The sequence below is a fragment of the Streptomyces sp. A01 genome (assembly GCF_059026195.1).
Genome location: NZ_JBWLKN010000022.1, coordinates 46,550 through 64,483, shown reverse-complemented (window position 1 = coordinate 64,483; position 17,934 = coordinate 46,550). Strand labels below are relative to the sequence as shown.

Below are 17,934 nucleotides of genomic sequence, written 5' to 3'. Positions count from 1 at the left end.
ATCGGGCGTGCCGGTCACCCTCCTGGCGGATTCGCACGGGCCAGGGGGCGGAGATGTCACACGGCACGCGCGGGGACCGGCCGTTGCGGGATCAGCTGAGCACCGGCAGGTAGCCCGAGAGGTCCGCGCGCTCGCCGCTCGCGCTGACCGTGCCCGCGTCGAGCTCCCGCTCCCACGCGGCACGGCCGGTGGCGAGCCTGATCCAGGTCATCGGGTCGGTCTCCACGACGTTGGGCGGGGTGCCCCTGGTGTGCCTGGGCCCTTCCACGCACTGGACGACCGCGAAGGGCGGCACCCGCAGCTCGACCGAGCCGCCGGGCGCCTTCGCCGCGAGCCCGTCGGCCGTCAGCCGCGCCACCGCGGCGAGTGCCCGCCGGTCGTGGGCGATGGCGGTGCCGGTGGCGGCCGTCAGGTCGTCGCCGTGCACCACCATCTCCAGCAGCCGGGTGACCAGGAAGTCGTCCACGGTCATCGCGCCGAACCGGGACGCGATCCGGGTGCCGCCGTCGGCCGACTCCATCGCCGCGGACAGCTGGGCGGCGGCGGAGTCGAAGCGGGCCACGAGTTCGGCGGGCTCGCCCGCCCCGGACAGGTCGTCCGCCTCGGCGACGGTGGCCTGGGCGATCGCGTCCGCCTGAGAGCTCAGCACCTTGAGGTAACCGCCCAGGTCGAGAGGGTCCTGGGCATCCGCCGACCGGGGACTCCCGGACGGCCCCGGCTTCGCGGCGAGCCGGCGCGGCAGCGTTTCCATGGTCACGGCCATGTGCACGATGAGTTGACGTACCGTCCACGCTTCCAGCCGGGTCGGCGCGGCGAGCAGCGGTGTCGCGTCGGACGCGGAGCACAGCACCGCCACCGCGTCGCGCACGGCCCGGATCTGGGCCTCAAGCGCGGCTCGTACCTTGCCGGGATCGTAGCTACGGACACGGGGTTTACGAGAAGCGGAAGCCATGATCCAAAGCCTACGGCTTGGCGCCCCGGTCGCGGCGTCCCCGCGCTCAGACAGTGGCGCGGTCCTGCTCGCCGACGGTGAAGACCTCGTCGTTGGCCGGCACGCCCACCCCGCGCCAACGGAACGGAACGCCCCGCGCCGTATGCAGGTCGGGGCTGTCCATGAGCTGGAAGTGGACATGCGGTTCTGTGCTGTTGCCGGAGTTCCCGCAGCGCCCGAGCAGTTGCCCGGCGCTGACCCGGTCGCCTTCGCTGACGGTCAGTGAGCCGCGCTGGACGTGGGCGTACATCGCGTACGTACCGTCGCCGAGGTCGAGGACGATCTGGTTGCCGGTGATGCGGCTGGGGCTGGCGAGGTCGCGGCACAGGCCCTCGAACATCAGGTAGACCAGGGCGGGGTAGGAATTGCGGCTGAGGTGGTCGCGCTGGGTGTCGGCGGCCCGTACGACCGTCGCGTCGCCGACGGCCAGCAGGGGCTCGCCGAACGCGGGGAAGTCCTGGTTGCGGCGGACCACCGGCGACCAGCCGAACCGCGGGCGGGAGCCCTCGTCGGGCTCGGCGACGATGTCGATGGCGTACGTCTGGCCGTAGGCGTGCACACCGTGGCTGGGCACCTTCGTGGCCGGGCTGTTGAGGGCCCTCCAGCGACCGGTGACCGGCGGGCCGACCTCGACGGCGAGCGAGAAATCGGGCGGACCCTGCTTCGGCTTGTTCCGGGCGGCCGCCCGGGCGGCCCGCCGGTTCAGGCCGAGCGCCAGGACCCCCCAGGCCGCGAAGGCCGCCCACGCCCACCACTTCGGGTAGTCGGCGAAGGACCGGCCGGTGACCAGGACGAGAAACGCGAGCAGGAAGACCCGGCTGGCGATCACCAGCAGCTTGATGAATGACATGACTCCCCCAAGTTCCTGAAACGGTCTGTCAGTTGCGGGCCGCGGTCAGTGCCACGAGCAGCGGCACCACCCGGCCCGCCGGGATCTCATAGCGCCCCCGGGCCGCCGTGTGCAGCCAGCCGGCAGCGGTCAGCTGCCGCAGGTGGTGGTAGATCTGGCCGGTCGTCCCCAGGCCCTCAAGCCCGGCCAGCTCGGCGGCCGTGCAGCGGCCGCCGACAATCTCGCGCAGCAGTCGCAGCCGGACGGGATGACCGAGCGCGGCGAACGCCTCGGCCGCCTCCGGCCAGTCGTCTTCGAGGACGGCCTCGGTGGTCAGCGCGTACTGCCACTCGTAGTGCTGTCCCGTGGGCAGGCGCACGGCGCCGGTGAACAGCACGCCGCCGCCGTCCACCCCGGCCTCGGAGAGCTGCGACTTCAGGCTCTCCAGGGCCCAGAAGTCACCGCTTCGCGACGAGGCCGCCGGGCGGTCACCGGAGCCGGAGGGCGGCGCCGCCCGCTCCAGCGCCGCGATCCGCCGCTCAAGCTCCGCTACGCGTTCCTCAAGACCCATGAGAAGAACATACGTAATTACGTAAGACTTGACAAGGCGAGGAGGTGGCGGGCGTACAGGAGGTGACGGCGGACGAAAACGGCGGCGGCCCGCCCCTGAGGGACGGGCCGCCGCCGTTACAGCGCGTACGGATCAGGCGAGGAGGCCGGGGATCGTGGCCTCGTGCGCCTGCTTGAGCTCACTCAGCGCGATGCTGAACTGGCCCTGGACGTCGATCGCCTCGCCGTCGACGACACCGATACGGGTGGCCGGAAGGCCGCGCGCACCGCACATGTCGTTGAAGCGGAGCTCCTCGCTGCGCGGCACGGCGACGATCGCGCGGCCGGCCGACTCGGAGAAGAGGAAGACGAACGGGTCCATGTCCTCCGGCACGATGACGCGGGCGCCCTTGCCGCCCTTCAGGCACGACTCGGTCAGCGCCTGGATCAGACCGCCGTCCGACAGGTCGTGCGCGGCGTCCACCATGCCGTCGCGGGACGCCGAGATCAGGATCTCGGCGAGCAGTCGCTCCCGCTCCAGGTCCACCTTCGGCGGCAGGCCGCCCAGGTGGTCGTGGATGACCTGGGACCAGGCCGAACCGCCCAGCTCCTCATGGGTGTCCCCGAGGAGGTAGAGCAGCTGCCCCTCCTCGGCGAAGCTGATCGGGGTGCGGCGGGTGACGTCGTCGATGACACCGAGCACGGCGACCACCGGCGTCGGGTGGATGGCGGCCTCGCCGGTCTGGTTGTACAGCGAGACGTTGCCGCCGGTCACCGGGGTGCCCAGGGTCAGGCAGCCGTCGGCGAGCCCCCGCGTGGCCTCGGTGAACTGCCACATCACCGCCGGGTCCTCGGGCGAGCCGAAGTTCAGGCAGTTGGAGATGGCGAGCGGCTTGGCGCCGGAGGCGGCGACGTTGCGGTACGACTCGGCCAGCGCGAGCTGCGCGCCCGCGTACGGGTCGAGCTTGGTGAACCGGCCGTTGCCGTCGGTGGCGACGGCGACCCCGAGGTTGGTGTCCTCATCGACCCGGATCATGCCCGAGTCCTCCGGCTGCGAGAGCACGGTGTTGCCCTGCACGAAGCGGTCGTACTGGTCGGTGACCCACGCCTTCGACGCCTGGTTCGGCGAGGCGATGAGCTTCAGCACCTGCGCGCGCAGCTCCTCCGCGCCGACCGGGCGCGGCAGCTTCGCCGCGTCGTCCGCCTGGAGGGCGTCCTGCCAGTCGGGACGCGCGAACGGCCGGTTGAGCACCGGGCCCTCGTGCGCGACGGTGCGCGGCGGTACGTCGACGATCTGCTGGCCGTGCCAGAAGATCTCCAGCCGGTCGCCGTCGGTCACCTCACCGATGACGGTGGCGATGACATCCCACTTCTCGCAGATCTCCAGGAAGCGCTCGACCTTGCCCGGCTCGACGACCGCGCACATCCGTTCCTGCGACTCGCTCATGAGGATTTCCTCCGGCGAGAGCGTGGAGTCGCGCAGCGGCACATCGTCCAGCTCGACCCGCATGCCGCCGGAACCGGCCGAGGCCAGCTCGCTGGTGGCGCAGGAGAGCCCGGCGGCGCCGAAGTCCTGGATGCCGGAGACCAGGCCCTCGCGGAAGACCTCCAGCGTGCACTCGATGAGCAGCTTCTCCTGGAAGGGGTCGCCGACCTGGACCGCGGGGCGCTTGGCGGGCTTGGCGTCGTCGAAGGTCTCCGAGGCGAGAATGGACGCGCCGCCGATGCCGTCGCCGCCCGTGCGGGCGCCGTACAGGATGACCTTGTTGCCGGTGCCGCTCGCCTTCGCGAGGTGAATGTCCTCGTGCCGCATGACGCCCACGCACAGCGCGTTGACCAGCGGGTTTCCCTGGTAGCAGGCGTCGAAGACGACCTCGCCGCCGATGTTGGGCAGGCCGAGGCAGTTGCCGTAGCCGCCGATGCCCGCGACGACACCGGGCAGCACGCGCTTGGTGTCGGGGTGGTCGGCGGCACCGAAGCGCAGCGGGTCCATGACGGCGACCGGGCGGGCGCCCATCGCGAGGATGTCGCGGACGATGCCGCCCACGCCGGTGGCCGCGCCCTGGTAGGGCTCGACGTACGACGGGTGGTTGTGCGACTCGATCTTGAAGGTGACCGCGTAGCCCTGGCCGATGTCGACGACACCGGCGTTCTCGCCGATGCCGACGAGAAGGGCGTCGCTGGCCGGGGCCTTCTCGCCGAACTGCTTCAGGTGCACCTTGCTCGACTTGTACGAGCAGTGCTCGGACCACATCACGGAGTACATGGCCAGCTCGGCGCCGGTGGGACGGCGGCCGAGGATGTCCTTGATCCGCGCGTACTCGTCTTCCTTCAGGCCGAGCTCGGCCCACGGCTGCTCGGCGTCCGGAGTCTCAGCGGCGTGCTTAACGGTGTCCAGCGTCATGCGTTGACCAGCTTCCTCAGGATCGAGGTGAAGAATCCCAGCCCGTCGGTGCCACCGGTGCCGACCAGCGGGTCGACGGCGTGTTCCGGGTGCGGCATCAGGCCGACGACGTTGCCCGCCGCGTTGGTGATGCCCGCGATGTCGCGCAGCGAGCCGTTCGGGTTGCCGTCCACGTACCGGAAGGCGACCCGGCCCTCCGCTTCGAGCTCGTCGAGGACGCGCTCAGCGGCCACGTACTGACCATCGATGTTCTTCAGCGGAACACTGATCGTCTGACCCTGCTCGAAGTCGGTGGTCCAGGCGGTACCGGCGTTCTCCACGCGCAGCTTCTGATCGCGGCAGATGAAGTGCAGATGGTTGTTCCGCAGCATCGCGCCGGGCAGCAGATGTGTCTCGGTAAGAACCTGGAATCCGTTGCAGATACCGAGGACGGGCATGCCCGCCTTGGCCTGTTCGATGATCGATTCCATCACCGGGGAGAAGCGGGAGATCGCTCCGGCGCGCAGATAGTCGCCATAGGAGAAGCCACCGGGCAACACCACGGCGTCGACTTGGTGAAGATCCTTGTCCCGGTGCCACAGGGGCACCGCTTCAAGTCCCGCGATACGGACCGCGCGCTGACTGTCGCGATCATCAAGGGTGCCGGGGAAGGTGACAACTCCCACGCGTGCGGTCACGACTCGACCTTTACGACGAAGTCCTCAATGACGGTGTTCGCGAGGAACGTTTCCGCCATCTCACGGATACGGGCGAGGGCCGCGTCATCGACGGGGCCCTCCACCTCAAGTTCAAAGCGCTTGCCCTGCCGTACATCGGAGATCCCCTCGAAGCCCAGGCGGGGCAGTGCGCGCTGCACGGCCTGGCCCTGCGGGTCAAGGATCTCGGGCTTGAGCATGACGTCGACTACGACGCGTGCCACTGGCACTCCCGGTGGTGTGGTGCGGCTGTGTCTTCTGGGGAGCGACCCCCAGGGCCCCGAAGGCGATGCCATAACCCTACCCCGCCGCAAAATCTACGCGAGTAGATATGCTAGAGGCCCGGTCACGTTTAAGCATCGGGCCGCAGCCGGGCCTGGGGAAAACCGGGCAGAAAACGTATGGTCCCGATTGCGTCAAGACACGCGGAGATAATTACCAGGGCTTCACAATGCAATGCCTACCGCTGTACAAATGAAAAAGCATTGACCCCAAGCATCCGGTACCCATGCGTCGCGGCACGTCAGCCTCGCGGTGCAGCCTGAAAGGACCGATATCCGTGGCACAACGCGTAGTGGTCACAGTCTCTGACGATCTCGATGGCGGAGACGCCTCGGAGACGGTCACCTTCGGCCTCGACGGTAAGTCGTACGAGATCGACCTCAACTCGACCAACGCCAAGAAACTGCGCGGCGCCCTGGAGCCGTACATGGAGGCCGGGCGCAAGCGGGCCCGCTCCGGCAAGACGTACCGCCGCACCTCCGTCGCGCCCGACCCGGCGACCGTGCGGGCCTGGGCCCAGTCACATGGCATGGAGGTGCCGCCGCGCGGCCGCATCCCCAAGAGGGTCTACGAAGCGTTCAACGCGGCGAGCTGAGCCGACGTGCGGCGAACGGCGGCCTGCTCACGCCGTTCGCGCACCGGAGTTGCCACCCACCCCCATTGATCCGCTAGAGTCTGGAGCACGCCGAAGGGCCGGGCCGAAAAGCCCAGAACTTCGATCATGCGGGTGTAGCTCAGTAGTAGAGCGCCCCCTTTCCAAGGGGGAGGCGCAGTGTGCGATCCCTGTCACCCGCTCCACTGCTCACCTGATCTTTCCGGTCAGGTAGAGTGGTCTCCGCGCCGATTGGTGAAAGCTGGTCGGTAGCAAATGCGGACGTGGCTCAGTTGGTAGAGCATCACCTTGCCAAGGTGAGGGTCGCGAGTTCGAATCTCGTCGTCCGCTCAGCGAAATGACGAAGGCCCCGGTCATCATGACCGGGGCCTTCGTCGTGCTGCGGGCTGTGGATGTCGGCGGGCGCGTTGTCGGTCATTGACCGCTGACGTTGTTGATGTCGTTGACGGGTTGTCGGCGGACCGTCGTCCGGTTGTCGGCGGGTCGCTGTCCCCCGTGGCGATGCCTTCCGCGCGACGCACCGCCAGTTTCCCGCGCCGTCCTTCCGACCCGTATACGGCGACGCGTTGGTTATAGAGGCTCACTTGTCTGCACGGCCGTATACGTCGCCGCATAAGTGCCCGTAGCGACCGTTTACGCGCCCGCATCGGCCGTTTACGCGGCCGTAGGCGCCCGTTTCGGCGGCGCGGTCGTCCGGGAAGTCCGTACAGTCCCCGCGCCGGAGATCCCGGAACAGAGAGCCGGGCAGAGATACGGCACGGAGAACCAGCACAGAGAACCGGCGTAGAGAACCGGGCAGAGATCGGGACGGAGATCCGGGGCAGATTGCCCCAACAGCCGCTCGGCGCGATGGCATTCGCCATCCCAAGGTCGTGACAGCTCGCACCGCTGCCGCGCGTCACCCGCCGAAATGCCGGGGACATGGAATGCGACGGAAGTGTGATCGACGTCTCAGCGTTGCGGCGCCGCCATGGCCCGGCGGTCAAGCGGGGAGTCGAAGCCGTGCGAGGCGTCTCCGTCTCCGTACGGGGCGGTGGGCTGTTCGCCCTCGCAGATGCCGGGCTCGGGCGGTGTGGCGGTGTGGCGGTGTGGCGGTGGCCACATTCCTGCGACCGGCCTCCCGGCCTGCCGCACCGTGATCGTCACCGGTCACGGCAGGCCAGGCCACCTGAAGCGGGCGCTGGAGGCGGGCGTGCGGGCCTTCGTGCCCAAGACGGTCTCGGCGGCAGCGGTCGGCCGAGATCATCCGTACGGTGCACGGCGGCGGCCGTTACGTGGCCCCGGAGTTGGCAGCCGATGTGGTCAGCGCCGGTGATGCGCCGCTGAGCGCGCGGGAAGCGGAACTGCCGGAGCTGGCGGAGGGCGGAACCCCGATCGCGAAGATCGCCGAGCGGGCCTCTCTGACCAGGGGAACCGTCCGCAACTACCTGTCGGCGGCCGCGGCGGAGCTCGGTGCTGAGAACCGTCATGCGGCAGCGCGCTTCGCTCGCGCCCAAGGTTGGCTATAGTGGGGTGCGCACCACGCGGAAACGCGCGGCGCATGCGGACGTAGCTCAGCTGGTAGAGCGCAACCTTGCCAAGGTTGAGGTCGCGAGTTCGAACCTCGTCGTCCGCTCAGCGAAAAGAACGAAGGCCCCGGTCGAGAGACCGGGGCCTTCGTCGTTTCCGCCCCCTCGGGGCCCTGCCCGCTCGCGGTCCGGCGCCGGACCGCGTCAGCCAGCCTCAGACGTCACTATCGCCACTGCCAATCGCCGATGGCCGATGGCCGATCGCCGATCGCCGATCGCCGACCATCGGGCGCCGGTCGTCAGCCGTCGGATTCCAGGCCCCGGCCCCGGCCCCGTGCGCCCGGAACGCGCGGCGTGCACACGCGTGGTCAGTCGTGCCAGGGCAGGCCGGTGAGGTGCTCGTACGCCTCGATGTACTTGGCACGGGTCCGCTCCACGACGTCCGCCGGGAGCGGGGGCGGCGGCTGCTCGGCGTGCCGGTCCCAGCCTGAGGCCGGGGAGGTCAGCCAGTCGCGGATGAACTGCTTGTCGTAGGACGGCTGCGGGCGGCCCGGCTCCCACTGGTCGGCGGGCCAGAAGCGGGAGGAGTCGGGCGTCAGCACCTCGTCGCCGAGGATCAGCCGCTCCCCGTCGTAGCCGAACTCGAACTTCGTGTCGGCCAGGATGATGCCGCGCTCGCGCGCGATGTCACGGGCTCTGCTGTAGACCCCGAGGGTCATCTGGCGCAGCTCGGTCGCCGTCTCGGCGCCGAGTCGGCGGGCGACCTCCTCGTAGCTGACGTTTTCGTCGTGGTCGCCGACAGCGGCCTTCGTCGCCGGGGTGAAGATCGGAGAGGGCAGCTCTGAGCCGTCCGTCAGGCCCTCGGGGAGCGCGAGGCCGCAGACGGTGCGACTGGCCTTGTACTCCACCAGACCGGAGCCCGTCAGATAGCCGCGGGCCACGCACTCGACGGGGACCATCCGCAGCGACTTGCAGATGAGCGTGCGGCCCGCCCAGTCCTCCGGGGCACCCTCGGGAAGGTCGTCAGCGGTGTCGCAGGCCCGGATGACATGGCTCGGCACGAAGTCGACGAGCTGGTCGAACCACCACAGGGACAACTGGGTGAGGACCCTGCCCTTGTCGGGAATCTCGGTGGGCAGTACCCAGTCATAGGCGGACATCCGGTCGCTGGCCACCATCACCAGCTCACCAGCGGCGTTCTGGTAGAGATCCCGGACCTTTCCTGTGTGCAGATGCACCAAGCCCGGCACCTGGGCAGGCTCGGGCTTTTCGACGAATCCGGACACGGTTCCTCCCGGTGGGTTTGTCCTACGTCGTTGATTCTCCCGTATCCGAGCGATCCAGGGAGACCGGCCTCCCTGGCCAGCGGCGGCGCAGGCGCTCCCCGGGTACCCGCTCCGGTCGGCAGCGTGCGGTAGCGCCGGTCCGCCCGTACGGAAATCCGGCTCCGTGCGGACACCGGCGCCGGCGCCGTGCGGACGCGGCTACGTACCGGGGCGGCACGCGGACGCCCGCGCGACTTCAGAGGGAGGAGGGGGCACGGGCGGGGACGTGCGGGTCAGCTGTGCCGCGCGGGTCAGCCGTGCCGGCGGACGCGTCGGGCCGCGTGGGCGTCGGTCAGTCCCGTTTGCAGATGCGGTCCAGCAGGTTCGCCGTCGCGCGCTGGATTCTGGTGTCGACGTGGCCTGGCCGGTCCAGGGCAGGAGACCAGGCGAAGGTGCCCGAGGCGAAGACCAGGGCGCCACTCGGCGCCCGGTACAGCGATGTCTCCTGGTGGCGCACCACACCCTCGCTGTCTTCGTACGGGGAGTGGGCCAGCAGAATCCGGCGGACGTGCTCGGGCAGGCACGTCCGCGGGAAGTAGCGGTCGGCCTCCCCCGCGACCAGGCCGGGAAGCTCGTCGCCCTCGCCCGCGCCCGTCGCCTCCCACAGCCAGTGGTCGGCGTTGCGGACGACGAGGGGGGACGGCTCGGGCACCCGGCCCGCGTACTGGATGCCCATCAGCTGCTGCTCGGGCGTCGCGACCTCGCGCCACAGGGCGGGCTTCCCCGGCCCGCGGCGTTTGCGGCAGCTGAGCAGACGGTCGGGACCTGCTGGGGACGGGGCCAACTCCACTTGCCAGTACATGGTGTTGGCGGAGAGGAAGACAAGCGAGGTGCCGCTGTCGCGGGCCACTTCGACGGCGCGGCGCATCGGCGCGGACCAGTACTCATCGTGTCCAGGGAAGACCAGGCCCCGGTACCGGGACGGGTCCACGCGTCCGGCGTGCAGGTCACACGTCTCTGCGTAGGCGACGTCGTATCCGTAGCGCTCGGCCCAGCGGATGAAGTCGTAGGCGTGCCCGACGTGCAACGGCAGGCCCGCGCCCGCGTACGGACGGTCGAAGGACAGGGTGACGGCCGCGTCCTCCTCGCCGAGGAGCCGCCCGTCCTCGTCCCACGCGTGGTAGAGGCTGGCTCCGGTCCTGCCGTCCTCGGGGTAGAGGTTGTACGCCTGCCAGGTGATGTCCGGCAGGACGAGCAGGAGATCGGCCGGGTGCTGGTCGCGGACCGTGAACGGGATGTGGCTGCGGTAGCCGTCGGCGGTGGTGAGGACGGCTACGTACGCGCCGACCTGCCAGTACGACGGGACCTGGAGCCGCCAGGACAGCCACCAGTGGTGACACGAGACGGTGCGGTCGGCGGTGAGCGGGGCGGGCTGCACGATCCCGGCCAGCCGGGGACTCGTGGTGATCTTCGACGCGCCCTCTCCGGCGTAATGGCCGATGCGGTAGATGTCGACGCTGAACTCCTGCGGCGGATCAACCGTGATCCGGAAGTCGATGGCCTCACCGGGAGCCACGGCGCCCGAACAGGTGAAGCCCTTGATCTGCCGGTGTACGTCATCGGCCATCTGAGGACTGCTGCTGTGCAGCCCACGTCCGGCACGCGCGGTCGCGTAGGCACCGGTGCGCCCGTTGATCCGGCGCGCTCCCCCCACCCTGGCTCTGCCACGGGGCGATTCGCCGCTGCGCGGCAGTGGAAACGCGGACGTACCAGGAGCATTGGCCTGGTCCACGTACCAGGGGACGACATGGCCGGTGTCGTCGAAGTAGTGCTCACTCCCCCGCAACCACGGGAGCGGTCCTTGCCCGAACGGGTCTGAGACTGCGTGTGCGAGAGCGCCTGACTCCCAGCGCCGGATCTGCTCCGTGCCCACTGCTATCCCTCCCTGCGTACCGCGTTCCTCGTCCTCGGCAGCCGTGGCCACATCGCGTGCGTGAGCGGCCTTCCCGCGGGACCGAGGGTGCCTGGGCGGCCTTTGCCGCGCTCGCACCGACTCGTCCCGGCCGCTGTTCCGGCGCTCGAACCGTTGTGTCGTTGTCCGAGGCCCGCGCTTCGCTTGTGGCTGCGCTGCTCGTACTGGGGCTGTTTTCGCCCTCGTACCCTTGCTTGCCCTTGTGCTCGTTGGCGCTGGTGCTTCGTGCTCTGTGCTGTTGTGCTCGTCTGTGCTTGTCGCCCTGTGCTGTGCTGCCTGGCGCTCGCGGCCTTCTTCTCGCCGTCTCTCTTGCTACCGGCTCTCTTGTTGCCGTCTGCTTCTTGTCGCGTGTCGGCGTACACCGACTGCCTTACTGCTCACTGCCTGCTGCTTGTTCCGCGCTGTCGCTGCGGGGCCGTCCGGGGTCCGTCCTTCCCCCGCCCCGGGGAGCCGTCGCTCCGCGCGGTGTTGGGGGCGCGCGGCGCCGTCAAACGCGTGCCCCACGCACGCGCCGCGCCGTCACTCCCCGTAGCCCTGACAGGAGGTCGGCCGCCCACCGCGTCCTCCGTCGTGGTCGTTTACCCGCCATCCGTCGAGTGTCAATCTCCTACCCCCAACCACATCACATATTGCACTCATCTCATCACTGTTCGTCGCGGATTGTCGCAACCTGCCCCGGCGGACCGGCGCACGACACCGCGCACGGAGCTCATGGTCATACCAGGCGGATGGGCTTGTCCGCACGCACGCCGACGTCCGCCAGCCAGGCCCGCAGCGGCTCCGGATCACCGTCCTCAACGAGGCTCAACACGGGGTTGACCAGGTCCGATCTCCGCCGCCCGGCCACCAGCAGCGTCGGGCCATCGAGCCAGTCGAGCCCAGGCGCGGCACCCGCCGTGTCCACCGCCGCACAGCAGACCACCGCCGTGACGTGATCGGCCAGCAGCTCGCGGCCGGTGCGTGGCGGCTGGAGCGGGAAGAGCGGCATTATTCCGTCCAGCCACGGCTCACCAGCGCCGCCTCCCGCGCCCGCGTGACCGCCTCCGGCACCAGCTCCGGCGCCCATCGCCGACCCCGCCGCGGAGCCGGGAGCTTCACACTCCGTCGTCGCCCGCCGCTGTGCGGCTTCTTCACGAGCCAGCTCGGCGGTGAGCCGAGCGGCCAGCAGCTCGCCCGTGGCGCCCAGTCCACCCAATCCGCCGAGACCGCTGTCGGCGTCCTCGGCATCCTCGGCGGCTTCGTCCGCTACGGCGACTTCGTCCACAACGGCCGCCTCGGCCACATGGAACGGCCCGGCTGCCTGGCTCGGACCGGTCGCCTGGGCCGGTCCGGTTGCCTGGGCCGGTCCGGCCGCTACCGACGGGTCACGCTTCCCGGCGCCGTCCGAGGTGCCGCTGAGGTGGTCCATGACCCGGTCCAGCGTCGGGCCTGTCACGTCCCCATGCCTGCCGACCGCGTGCTCGTGCCGCTCGACCGCTTCCCCGCGCCTCCCGGCACCGTTCCGCCGCTCCACGCCACCGGGGCGCTCAGCCGCGCGCTGGTCGGCCCCAGCCGGACCGGGCGACTCCACGGGCGCGTGCGCGTACGCCCCTTCGCCCCGGCTCGGGGCTGTCGTGGCGGGCGCCGCCGCTTCCGGGAAGTCTGGTGACGCCGCCGCCGATGCCGGTCGCACCGAGGCCACGGGCACGGGCGCCGCGGGCAGGGGCTTCGCAGGCGTGGGAGCCACGGGCTCGGATGCCATCGGCTCGGGGCCCGGCTGTCCGTAGGCGTACGGCGACGGGTCAGCCGGGGGAAGCGTGTCCAGGATGGCGTGCAGACGGGCCGCCTCCAGGCGCCACTTGCGGTCCACGACCTCCTCCGGATACTCCGCCCAGTCGACCGGGCACCAGTCGGGGCCCGACTCCGCTGGGCCGCCGTGGAACAGGCGGGCTGCCAGCAGCGACGTCGCCTCGTCGATCACCCCTGGCTCCTCAAGGAGGTCGCACGCGGGCCGCTCGCCCAGCCGTGAGGCGAAGCCCTCGGCGAGCCGGTCGCGGCGGGACAGCTCGGTGAGCGCGGACACCACCCCGGCGTCCAGCCGGGACGGCCAGCGGCCCATCCGCCAGGCGGGCAGCGCGACGCGCGTCAGCAGCCGGTCCCAGCCCGCGTAGGCGAGTCCCACCTGCTCCTGGGCGACGATCCGGGGGCCGTAGTCCACGCTCTGCGCCCGTTGCGAGGCGGCGACCGCCACGCCCCGCTCCATCTCGGCGGCGTGGTCCCTGCACGCGCGCAGCAACAGCCGGGCCACGCAGCCGACGAAGGCGAGTCCGGGGCGGCGGACGGCGCGACCGATGGCCGCGAGGGGAGCAGAGCGCGCCGGGCGGGCCCGCCCGGCCGGCACGGCACCGGCTGCCGCCCGTGACGCGTCACCGGCCACGGCCTCGGGTGTCCCGTCGTGGTCAGCCACCCGCGCGCTCGCGGAGGGCGTAGGCCCTGCCTCGCCGCTCGCCGCTTCCGACGTCGGTCCGGGGGCCGGCGGCGGCCCGGCCGCCACGCCAGAGGTGAGGCCCATGTCAGCGGTGGCCGTCCCCTGGGGGCCGCGTGCCGCTATCGCGGCGGCGGCGTCCAGGCCGCGGACGAAGCGACGAGCCGCGGCGATGTCCGGATGGGCCGCCGGGCCCGTGCCCGCCACAACCGGCGCGAGCAGCGCACGCAGCTCAGCGACCCGCATCCACCACAGGAACGGCGAACCGATCACCAGCACAGGCGCCTCAGGTGTCCGCCGCTCCCGCCCGCCGCCCTCGGCCGCTCCGGCCGCCTCGTCGGTGAAGGCGCCACGCCGCTCCGCACCGGGACGGCCGGTCCGCGTGGCCGGAACGGTCGCTTCCAGACCGAGCTGGGGCGGCCGGGCGGGGGCGAGCCGCAGACGGCCGAGCAGCCCACCGCGGTCCTCTCGCCCCCGCGCGCCGTTCGCCTCCTCGGCCGCCCGCGCCCGGCGCGTCCCGGGTGGCCGGTGGGCGCGGTGCGTACGGTCCTCAAGCCAGCTGTCGCAGTCCGGCGTGAGCGCTATCGCCGAGGGCGCGGGCACATCGAGCCGCTCCGCGAGATCACGCACAAGCCGGTACAGGTCGGGGGCTTTCGCCTCGGCGATGGGGATGGTGGGGCTCAGGGCGGGCTTGGCCCGCGCGATGACGGCCGACACTCCCGCCGCCACGGCGAGGGTCAGCACGGCGACGCAGACGACCACCCAGCGGGCGGTGCTCCAGCCGCTTCCCGAACCGTCGATCCTCCCGGTGCTTCCGCCGACGAGCAGCACCACGGCGACGGCCGCCGGCAGCAACGCCACGGCCTGTGCGGCACCTCGGACGCGCAGCACCGCGAGGGCTCGGGCGCGAGCTCCAGGTGTCTCTGTTTCCGGTCTTGCCACGAGTGTGATCACCCCCTACTGCCCTGCGGCGAGTGCGACAGCGGACGCCGACGGCGTGCCTACCCCACCACTGTCGCACCGGTCACTGACACCGCAATGCCGGTGAGCCAGTTGCCGCAGCGCGCTTGCGCGGCACACTAGTTGGGGCCGTGAATCGCGTCAGCCAGATAGTGAAGCGCTCACTCGATGGAATGGCTTCGGCCAGCGGTAGGAACTATTCCGATTACCTGTTCCGAGCCAGGCGCGCGGCGCCCCCACACCCCCGTACGAGCAGCGGAGCCCCACGTCAGCCAGGGGCACCGGGCGCCGGAGCAGCGGTCGCCACGGGGATGAGCAAGCGGCCAGTCGGCGACCGGCCGAACAGCCGGACGGGTCATCAGGCGGGCCGAGCATGGCCTGAATGGCCTACGTCGAACGTCAGAGACCAGCCAGCCAACGCCGGTGTTCAGCCAGTCGCGCCCAGCGGATGACGGTCTCCCGGTCCGCAGCCACCCGGCCTCCGTTGCCCAGCCCAGTCCAGCCCCAGCCCCGGGCCCGGCCGGGCCGCGAGCCAGCCGGCCCAGTCCGCGCCAGGCCCAGCCGCATGCCAGGCGGAAGGCGCGCCCCGCGGCCGGAGCCGCCGGGGCCCGGGGCGGGGGTGCGTCAGCCCGAGGTGGCGGCGTCGGCGGCGGCCTGGGCGGCGATGTCTGTGCGGTGGTGCGAGCCGTCCAGGCTGATCTGCGACAGCGCGCGGTAGGCCCGGTCGCGCGCCTTGGTCAGATCGGAGCCGGTCGCCGTCACGGAGAGCACGCGTCCACCCGCGCTGACGATCTCGTCGGCGTCGTTCCGCCGGGTGCCCGCGTGCAGAACGTACGCCTTCTCCTGCTCGGCGGCCTGGGCCAGGCCGGTGATGGGGTCGCCGGTGCGCGGGGCGTCGGGGTAGTTGTGGGAGGCGATGACGACGGTGACCGCCGCACCGTCGCTCCAGCGCAGCGGCGGTTCCACCTCCAGACGGCCGGTGGCCGCGTGCAGCAGCACGCTGGCGAGCGGCGTCTTGAGGCGGGCCAGCACGACCTGTGTCTCCGGGTCGCCGAATCGGGCGTTGAACTCGATGACGCGGACGCCGCGTGAGGTGATCGCGAGGCCCGCGTAGAGGAGCCCGGAGAAGGGGGTGCCCCTGCGGCGCAGCTCGTCGACGGTGGGCTGCAGGACGGTCGCCAGGACCTCGTCCGTCAGCTTCGGGTCGGCCCAGGGCAGCGGCGAGTACGCGCCCATGCCGCCGGTGTTCGGGCCCTCGTCACCGTCGTAGGCGCGCTTGAAGTCCTGCGCGGGCTGCAAGGGGAGGACCGTTTCCCCGTCGGTGATCGCGAAGAGCGAGACCTCGGGGCCGTCCAGGAACTCCTCGATGACCACCCGGTCGCAGCCGAGCGCGTGCTCGCGGGCGACGGCCAGGTCGGGGGTGACGACGACGCCCTTGCCCGCCGCCAGTCCGTCGTCCTTGACGACGTACGGCGGACCGAAGGCGTCGAGTGCCTCGTCGATCTCGGCGGCGTTGACGCAGACGTAGCTGCGGGCGGTCGGCACACCGGCGGCGGCCATCACGTCCTTGGCGAACGCCTTGGAGCCCTCCAGCCGCGCGGCCTCGGCCGAGGGGCCGAAGGCCGGGATGCCGCGCCCGCGCACGGCGTCGGCGACACCGGCCACCAGCGGCGCCTCGGGGCCGACGACCACGAGATCCGCCCCCAGCGAGGCGGCGAGCTCAGCGACCGCCGCGCCGTCGAGGATGTCCACCGGGTGCTGCTCGGCGACCTCGGCGATACCGGCGTTGCCGGGGGCGCAGTGCAGAGCGGTGACGTCGGGGTCGAGCGAGAGAGAGCGGCACAGGGCGTGTTCGCGGGCGCCGCCGCCGATGACAAGGACCTTCACGGGCCCAGCCTAGACGCCGTCGGCATGCCAGCCCTAAACCTGCCACCCACCGGCTCGCACCGGCCGCCAGCCACTCTTTCGAGTGAGTCGCGGTCTGCCCTATATCCGATAGCGCACTACTTCTGGGCGGAAATACAGCGATCTGGCGCTCAACGCCAGCCGTTCGGCGGTAGGAAGGAGGCCGCGCGTGAGACGTGGGCGTGGCACGTGGGGCGGGGAACGGAGTGGCACGCGGGGCGGGGAACGAGGCCGGTGGCTCGTGTTCCTCGTACGCCGCCGTCAACCTCGGTCAGAGCTCCGGCCTCCCGTCATCGCGAGGACAGCAGTCAGCTAGAAAGGCTGGAACAACTAGAACAACTAGAACGACCCGAAACAGCCAGAGCGACGCGAACAACGGCGGGGCCGTCGTCGCGACGAAGCGCGCGGCAGCCACCCGGCAGCCGCCCGGCCAACGGGGCCAAGAAGAACGGCGACCGCCCGGAAGCACACAGCCGGGAGCCGGACAGAGCCGGACAGGAGCCGGCCGACGGCCAGACCACAGCGGCAGTCGGCCAGCCAGCAGGGGCTTGCGGGACCACGGCGGTCCGCGGGTCCACGCCATCACGCAGGGAGTGCACGGGTGAGTCAGCCGGAGATGCAGCCCGAGGGGCTTCCGCGCGAGGAACGCCAAGAAGGAGGGGCGGGCGACCCCGGCGCGAGAGGCTGGATCAGAGGGGTGAACGGACGGCGGCAGCACACGGGGCGGCTGGGCGGCAGGCCCCTGGGCGCTCGGCGGACGGGCACCAGGCGGACGCCGGACGAACGGCCGGGGGACCTGCTCGGCCGCCCCTTCCCCCTCGGCGACTGGGGCGAGCCCACCAAGCGCCTCGACGAGCTGTACCGCTGGGCGGAGGACGGCGCGCTGCGCGTCACCGACTGGTACCTCACCGACCGCGCGTGGAAGCGGCGTGCGGCACGGACCCTGCGGGCCGGTGCCGCGCTCGGGGCGACCGCGGGCGCGGCGCTGCCGCTGCTTCAGCTGACCGGGGTCCTGAGCAGCGGCTCGGGGTGGGGCTATCTGTCGCTGCTGGCCGCCGTCGCGTGCGTCGCCTGTGACCGCTTCTTCGGGCTGACCTCCGGCTGGATGCGGGATGTGGCGACGGCGCAGGCCGTACAACGGCGGCTTGAGGCGCTCCAGTTCGACTGGGCACTGGAAAACGTACGCGAGGTGCTCGGCCCCGCTGAGGGCACAGCGAACGAGGCCGCTGAGCGCTGTCTGGCGGTGCTGCGGCGCTTCTCCGAGGACGTCATGGAACTCGTACGCGTCGAAACGGCGGACTGGATGGTCGAATTCCGCTGCGGTGCGGGGCCGCTGGTGACGCAGTCACTGATGTGGGGCGCGCGCCCCGACGCGAGCGCTCCCGCGAGCCGCCTGCTGCTGCCGCCGGGCACCCGGCCGAACATGCCCCGGCAGCGGCCACCGGAGCCACCGCGCTGACGCCCTGACGGCTCTGGGGCCCTGACGCTCAGGCGCCC

Annotated in this window: 12 protein-coding genes, 3 tRNA genes and 1 pseudogene; 6 read left to right on the top strand and 10 right to left on the bottom strand. The window is 71.3% G+C overall.

Annotated features, from left to right (window positions below; translation table 11 throughout):
- Positions 1 to 91: 91 nt before the first annotated feature.
- From AC5P1B_RS26185 to purS, 6 genes are all read right to left on the bottom strand, one after another.
- The gene (locus AC5P1B_RS26185) at positions 92 to 952 is read right to left on the bottom strand and encodes a maleylpyruvate isomerase family mycothiol-dependent enzyme (protein WP_493890164.1); all 861 of its coding nucleotides are present in this window, start codon (positions 950 to 952) and stop codon (positions 92 to 94) included.
- 46 nt (positions 953 to 998) lie between these two features.
- Positions 999 to 1,841, bottom strand: coding sequence for a M23 family metallopeptidase (locus AC5P1B_RS26180; protein ID WP_493890163.1), 843 nt, complete (start codon positions 1,839 to 1,841; stop codon positions 999 to 1,001).
- A gap of 28 nt (positions 1,842 to 1,869) precedes the next feature.
- Positions 1,870 to 2,391 (bottom strand): ArsR/SmtB family transcription factor, encoded by a 522-nt coding sequence (locus tag AC5P1B_RS26175; protein ID WP_493890162.1) that lies wholly within the window; start codon positions 2,389 to 2,391, stop codon positions 1,870 to 1,872.
- A gap of 132 nt (positions 2,392 to 2,523) precedes the next feature.
- Positions 2,524 to 4,773 carry a phosphoribosylformylglycinamidine synthase subunit PurL gene (purL, locus tag AC5P1B_RS26170; RefSeq protein WP_493890161.1) on the bottom strand — a complete coding sequence of 750 codons (2,250 nt, stop codon included), beginning with the start codon at positions 4,771 to 4,773 and terminating at the stop codon, positions 2,524 to 2,526.
- Positions 4,770 to 5,450, bottom strand: coding sequence for a phosphoribosylformylglycinamidine synthase subunit PurQ (gene purQ, locus AC5P1B_RS26165; protein ID WP_493890159.1), 681 nt, complete (start codon positions 5,448 to 5,450; stop codon positions 4,770 to 4,772). Before purQ ends, purL begins: the two co-directional genes overlap by 4 nt.
- Positions 5,447 to 5,692 (bottom strand): phosphoribosylformylglycinamidine synthase subunit PurS, encoded by a 246-nt coding sequence (gene purS, locus AC5P1B_RS26160; RefSeq protein WP_493890158.1) that lies wholly within the window; start codon positions 5,690 to 5,692, stop codon positions 5,447 to 5,449. Before purS ends, purQ begins: the two co-directional genes overlap by 4 nt.
- 335 nt (positions 5,693 to 6,027) lie before the next feature.
- On the opposite strand from purS, the gene AC5P1B_RS26155 reads away from it, so the two are divergent.
- The 5 genes and pseudogenes from AC5P1B_RS26155 to AC5P1B_RS26135 all read left to right on the top strand — a co-directional run bounded on the left by AC5P1B_RS26155 (position 6,028) and on the right by AC5P1B_RS26135 (position 7,978).
- On the top strand, positions 6,028 to 6,345 hold the full coding sequence (locus tag AC5P1B_RS26155) for a histone-like nucleoid-structuring protein Lsr2 (RefSeq protein WP_493890156.1): 318 nt from the start codon (positions 6,028 to 6,030) through the stop codon (positions 6,343 to 6,345).
- Between the two features lie 128 nt (positions 6,346 to 6,473).
- A tRNA-Gly gene (locus tag AC5P1B_RS26150) sits at positions 6,474 to 6,548 on the top strand.
- A 72-nt stretch (positions 6,549 to 6,620) separates the two neighbouring features.
- Positions 6,621 to 6,693 (top strand) — tRNA-Gly (locus AC5P1B_RS26145).
- A 721-nt stretch (positions 6,694 to 7,414) separates the two neighbouring features.
- Positions 7,415 to 7,871: pseudogene (locus AC5P1B_RS26140) on the top strand (LuxR C-terminal-related transcriptional regulator); the annotation flags it as partial.
- Between the two features lie 34 nt (positions 7,872 to 7,905).
- A tRNA-Gly gene (locus AC5P1B_RS26135) sits at positions 7,906 to 7,978 on the top strand.
- Positions 7,979 to 8,239: 261 nt separating this feature from the next.
- Here the strand turns inward: AC5P1B_RS26135 and AC5P1B_RS26130 are convergent.
- The 4 genes from AC5P1B_RS26130 to purD all read right to left on the bottom strand — a co-directional run bounded on the left by AC5P1B_RS26130 (position 8,240) and on the right by purD (position 16,419).
- The gene (locus AC5P1B_RS26130) at positions 8,240 to 9,157 is read right to left on the bottom strand and encodes a phosphoribosylaminoimidazolesuccinocarboxamide synthase (RefSeq protein WP_493890154.1); all 918 of its coding nucleotides are present in this window, start codon (positions 9,155 to 9,157) and stop codon (positions 8,240 to 8,242) included.
- Between the two features lie 331 nt (positions 9,158 to 9,488).
- A complete protein-coding gene (locus AC5P1B_RS26125; RefSeq protein ID WP_493890152.1) occupies positions 9,489 to 11,069 on the bottom strand; it encodes a N,N-dimethylformamidase beta subunit family domain-containing protein in 1,581 nt (526 codons plus the stop codon).
- A gap of 754 nt (positions 11,070 to 11,823) precedes the next feature.
- Positions 11,824 to 14,523 (bottom strand): hypothetical protein, encoded by a 2,700-nt coding sequence (locus tag AC5P1B_RS26120; RefSeq protein ID WP_493890215.1) that lies wholly within the window; start codon positions 14,521 to 14,523, stop codon positions 11,824 to 11,826.
- Between the two features lie 633 nt (positions 14,524 to 15,156).
- Positions 15,157 to 16,419: a phosphoribosylamine--glycine ligase gene (gene purD, locus AC5P1B_RS26115; protein ID WP_493890151.1), complete on the bottom strand. Its 1,263-nt coding sequence runs from the start codon at positions 16,417 to 16,419 to the stop codon at positions 15,157 to 15,159.
- A 619-nt stretch (positions 16,420 to 17,038) separates the two neighbouring features.
- Here purD and AC5P1B_RS26110 point away from each other — a divergent pair.
- Positions 17,039 to 17,896 carry an SLATT domain-containing protein gene (locus tag AC5P1B_RS26110; RefSeq protein ID WP_493890149.1) on the top strand — a complete coding sequence of 286 codons (858 nt, stop codon included), beginning with the start codon at positions 17,039 to 17,041 and terminating at the stop codon, positions 17,894 to 17,896.
- The last annotated feature ends 38 nt before the right edge of the window (positions 17,897 to 17,934 follow it).

What these genes read in the sequence shown, in the direction of transcription:
- AC5P1B_RS26175 (WP_493890162.1), bottom strand. Translation starts at nt 2,391, where the DNA reads ATGGGTCTTGAGGAACGCGTAGCGGAGCTTGAGCGGCGGATCGCGGCG.
- purL (WP_493890161.1), bottom strand. Translation starts at nt 4,773, where the DNA reads ATGACGCTGGACACCGTTAAGCACGCCGCTGAGACTCCGGACGCCGAG.
- AC5P1B_RS26180 (WP_493890163.1), bottom strand. Translation starts at nt 1,841, where the DNA reads ATGTCATTCATCAAGCTGCTGGTGATCGCCAGCCGGGTCTTCCTGCTC.
- AC5P1B_RS26185 (WP_493890164.1), bottom strand. Translation starts at nt 952, where the DNA reads ATGGCTTCCGCTTCTCGTAAACCCCGTGTCCGTAGCTACGATCCCGGC.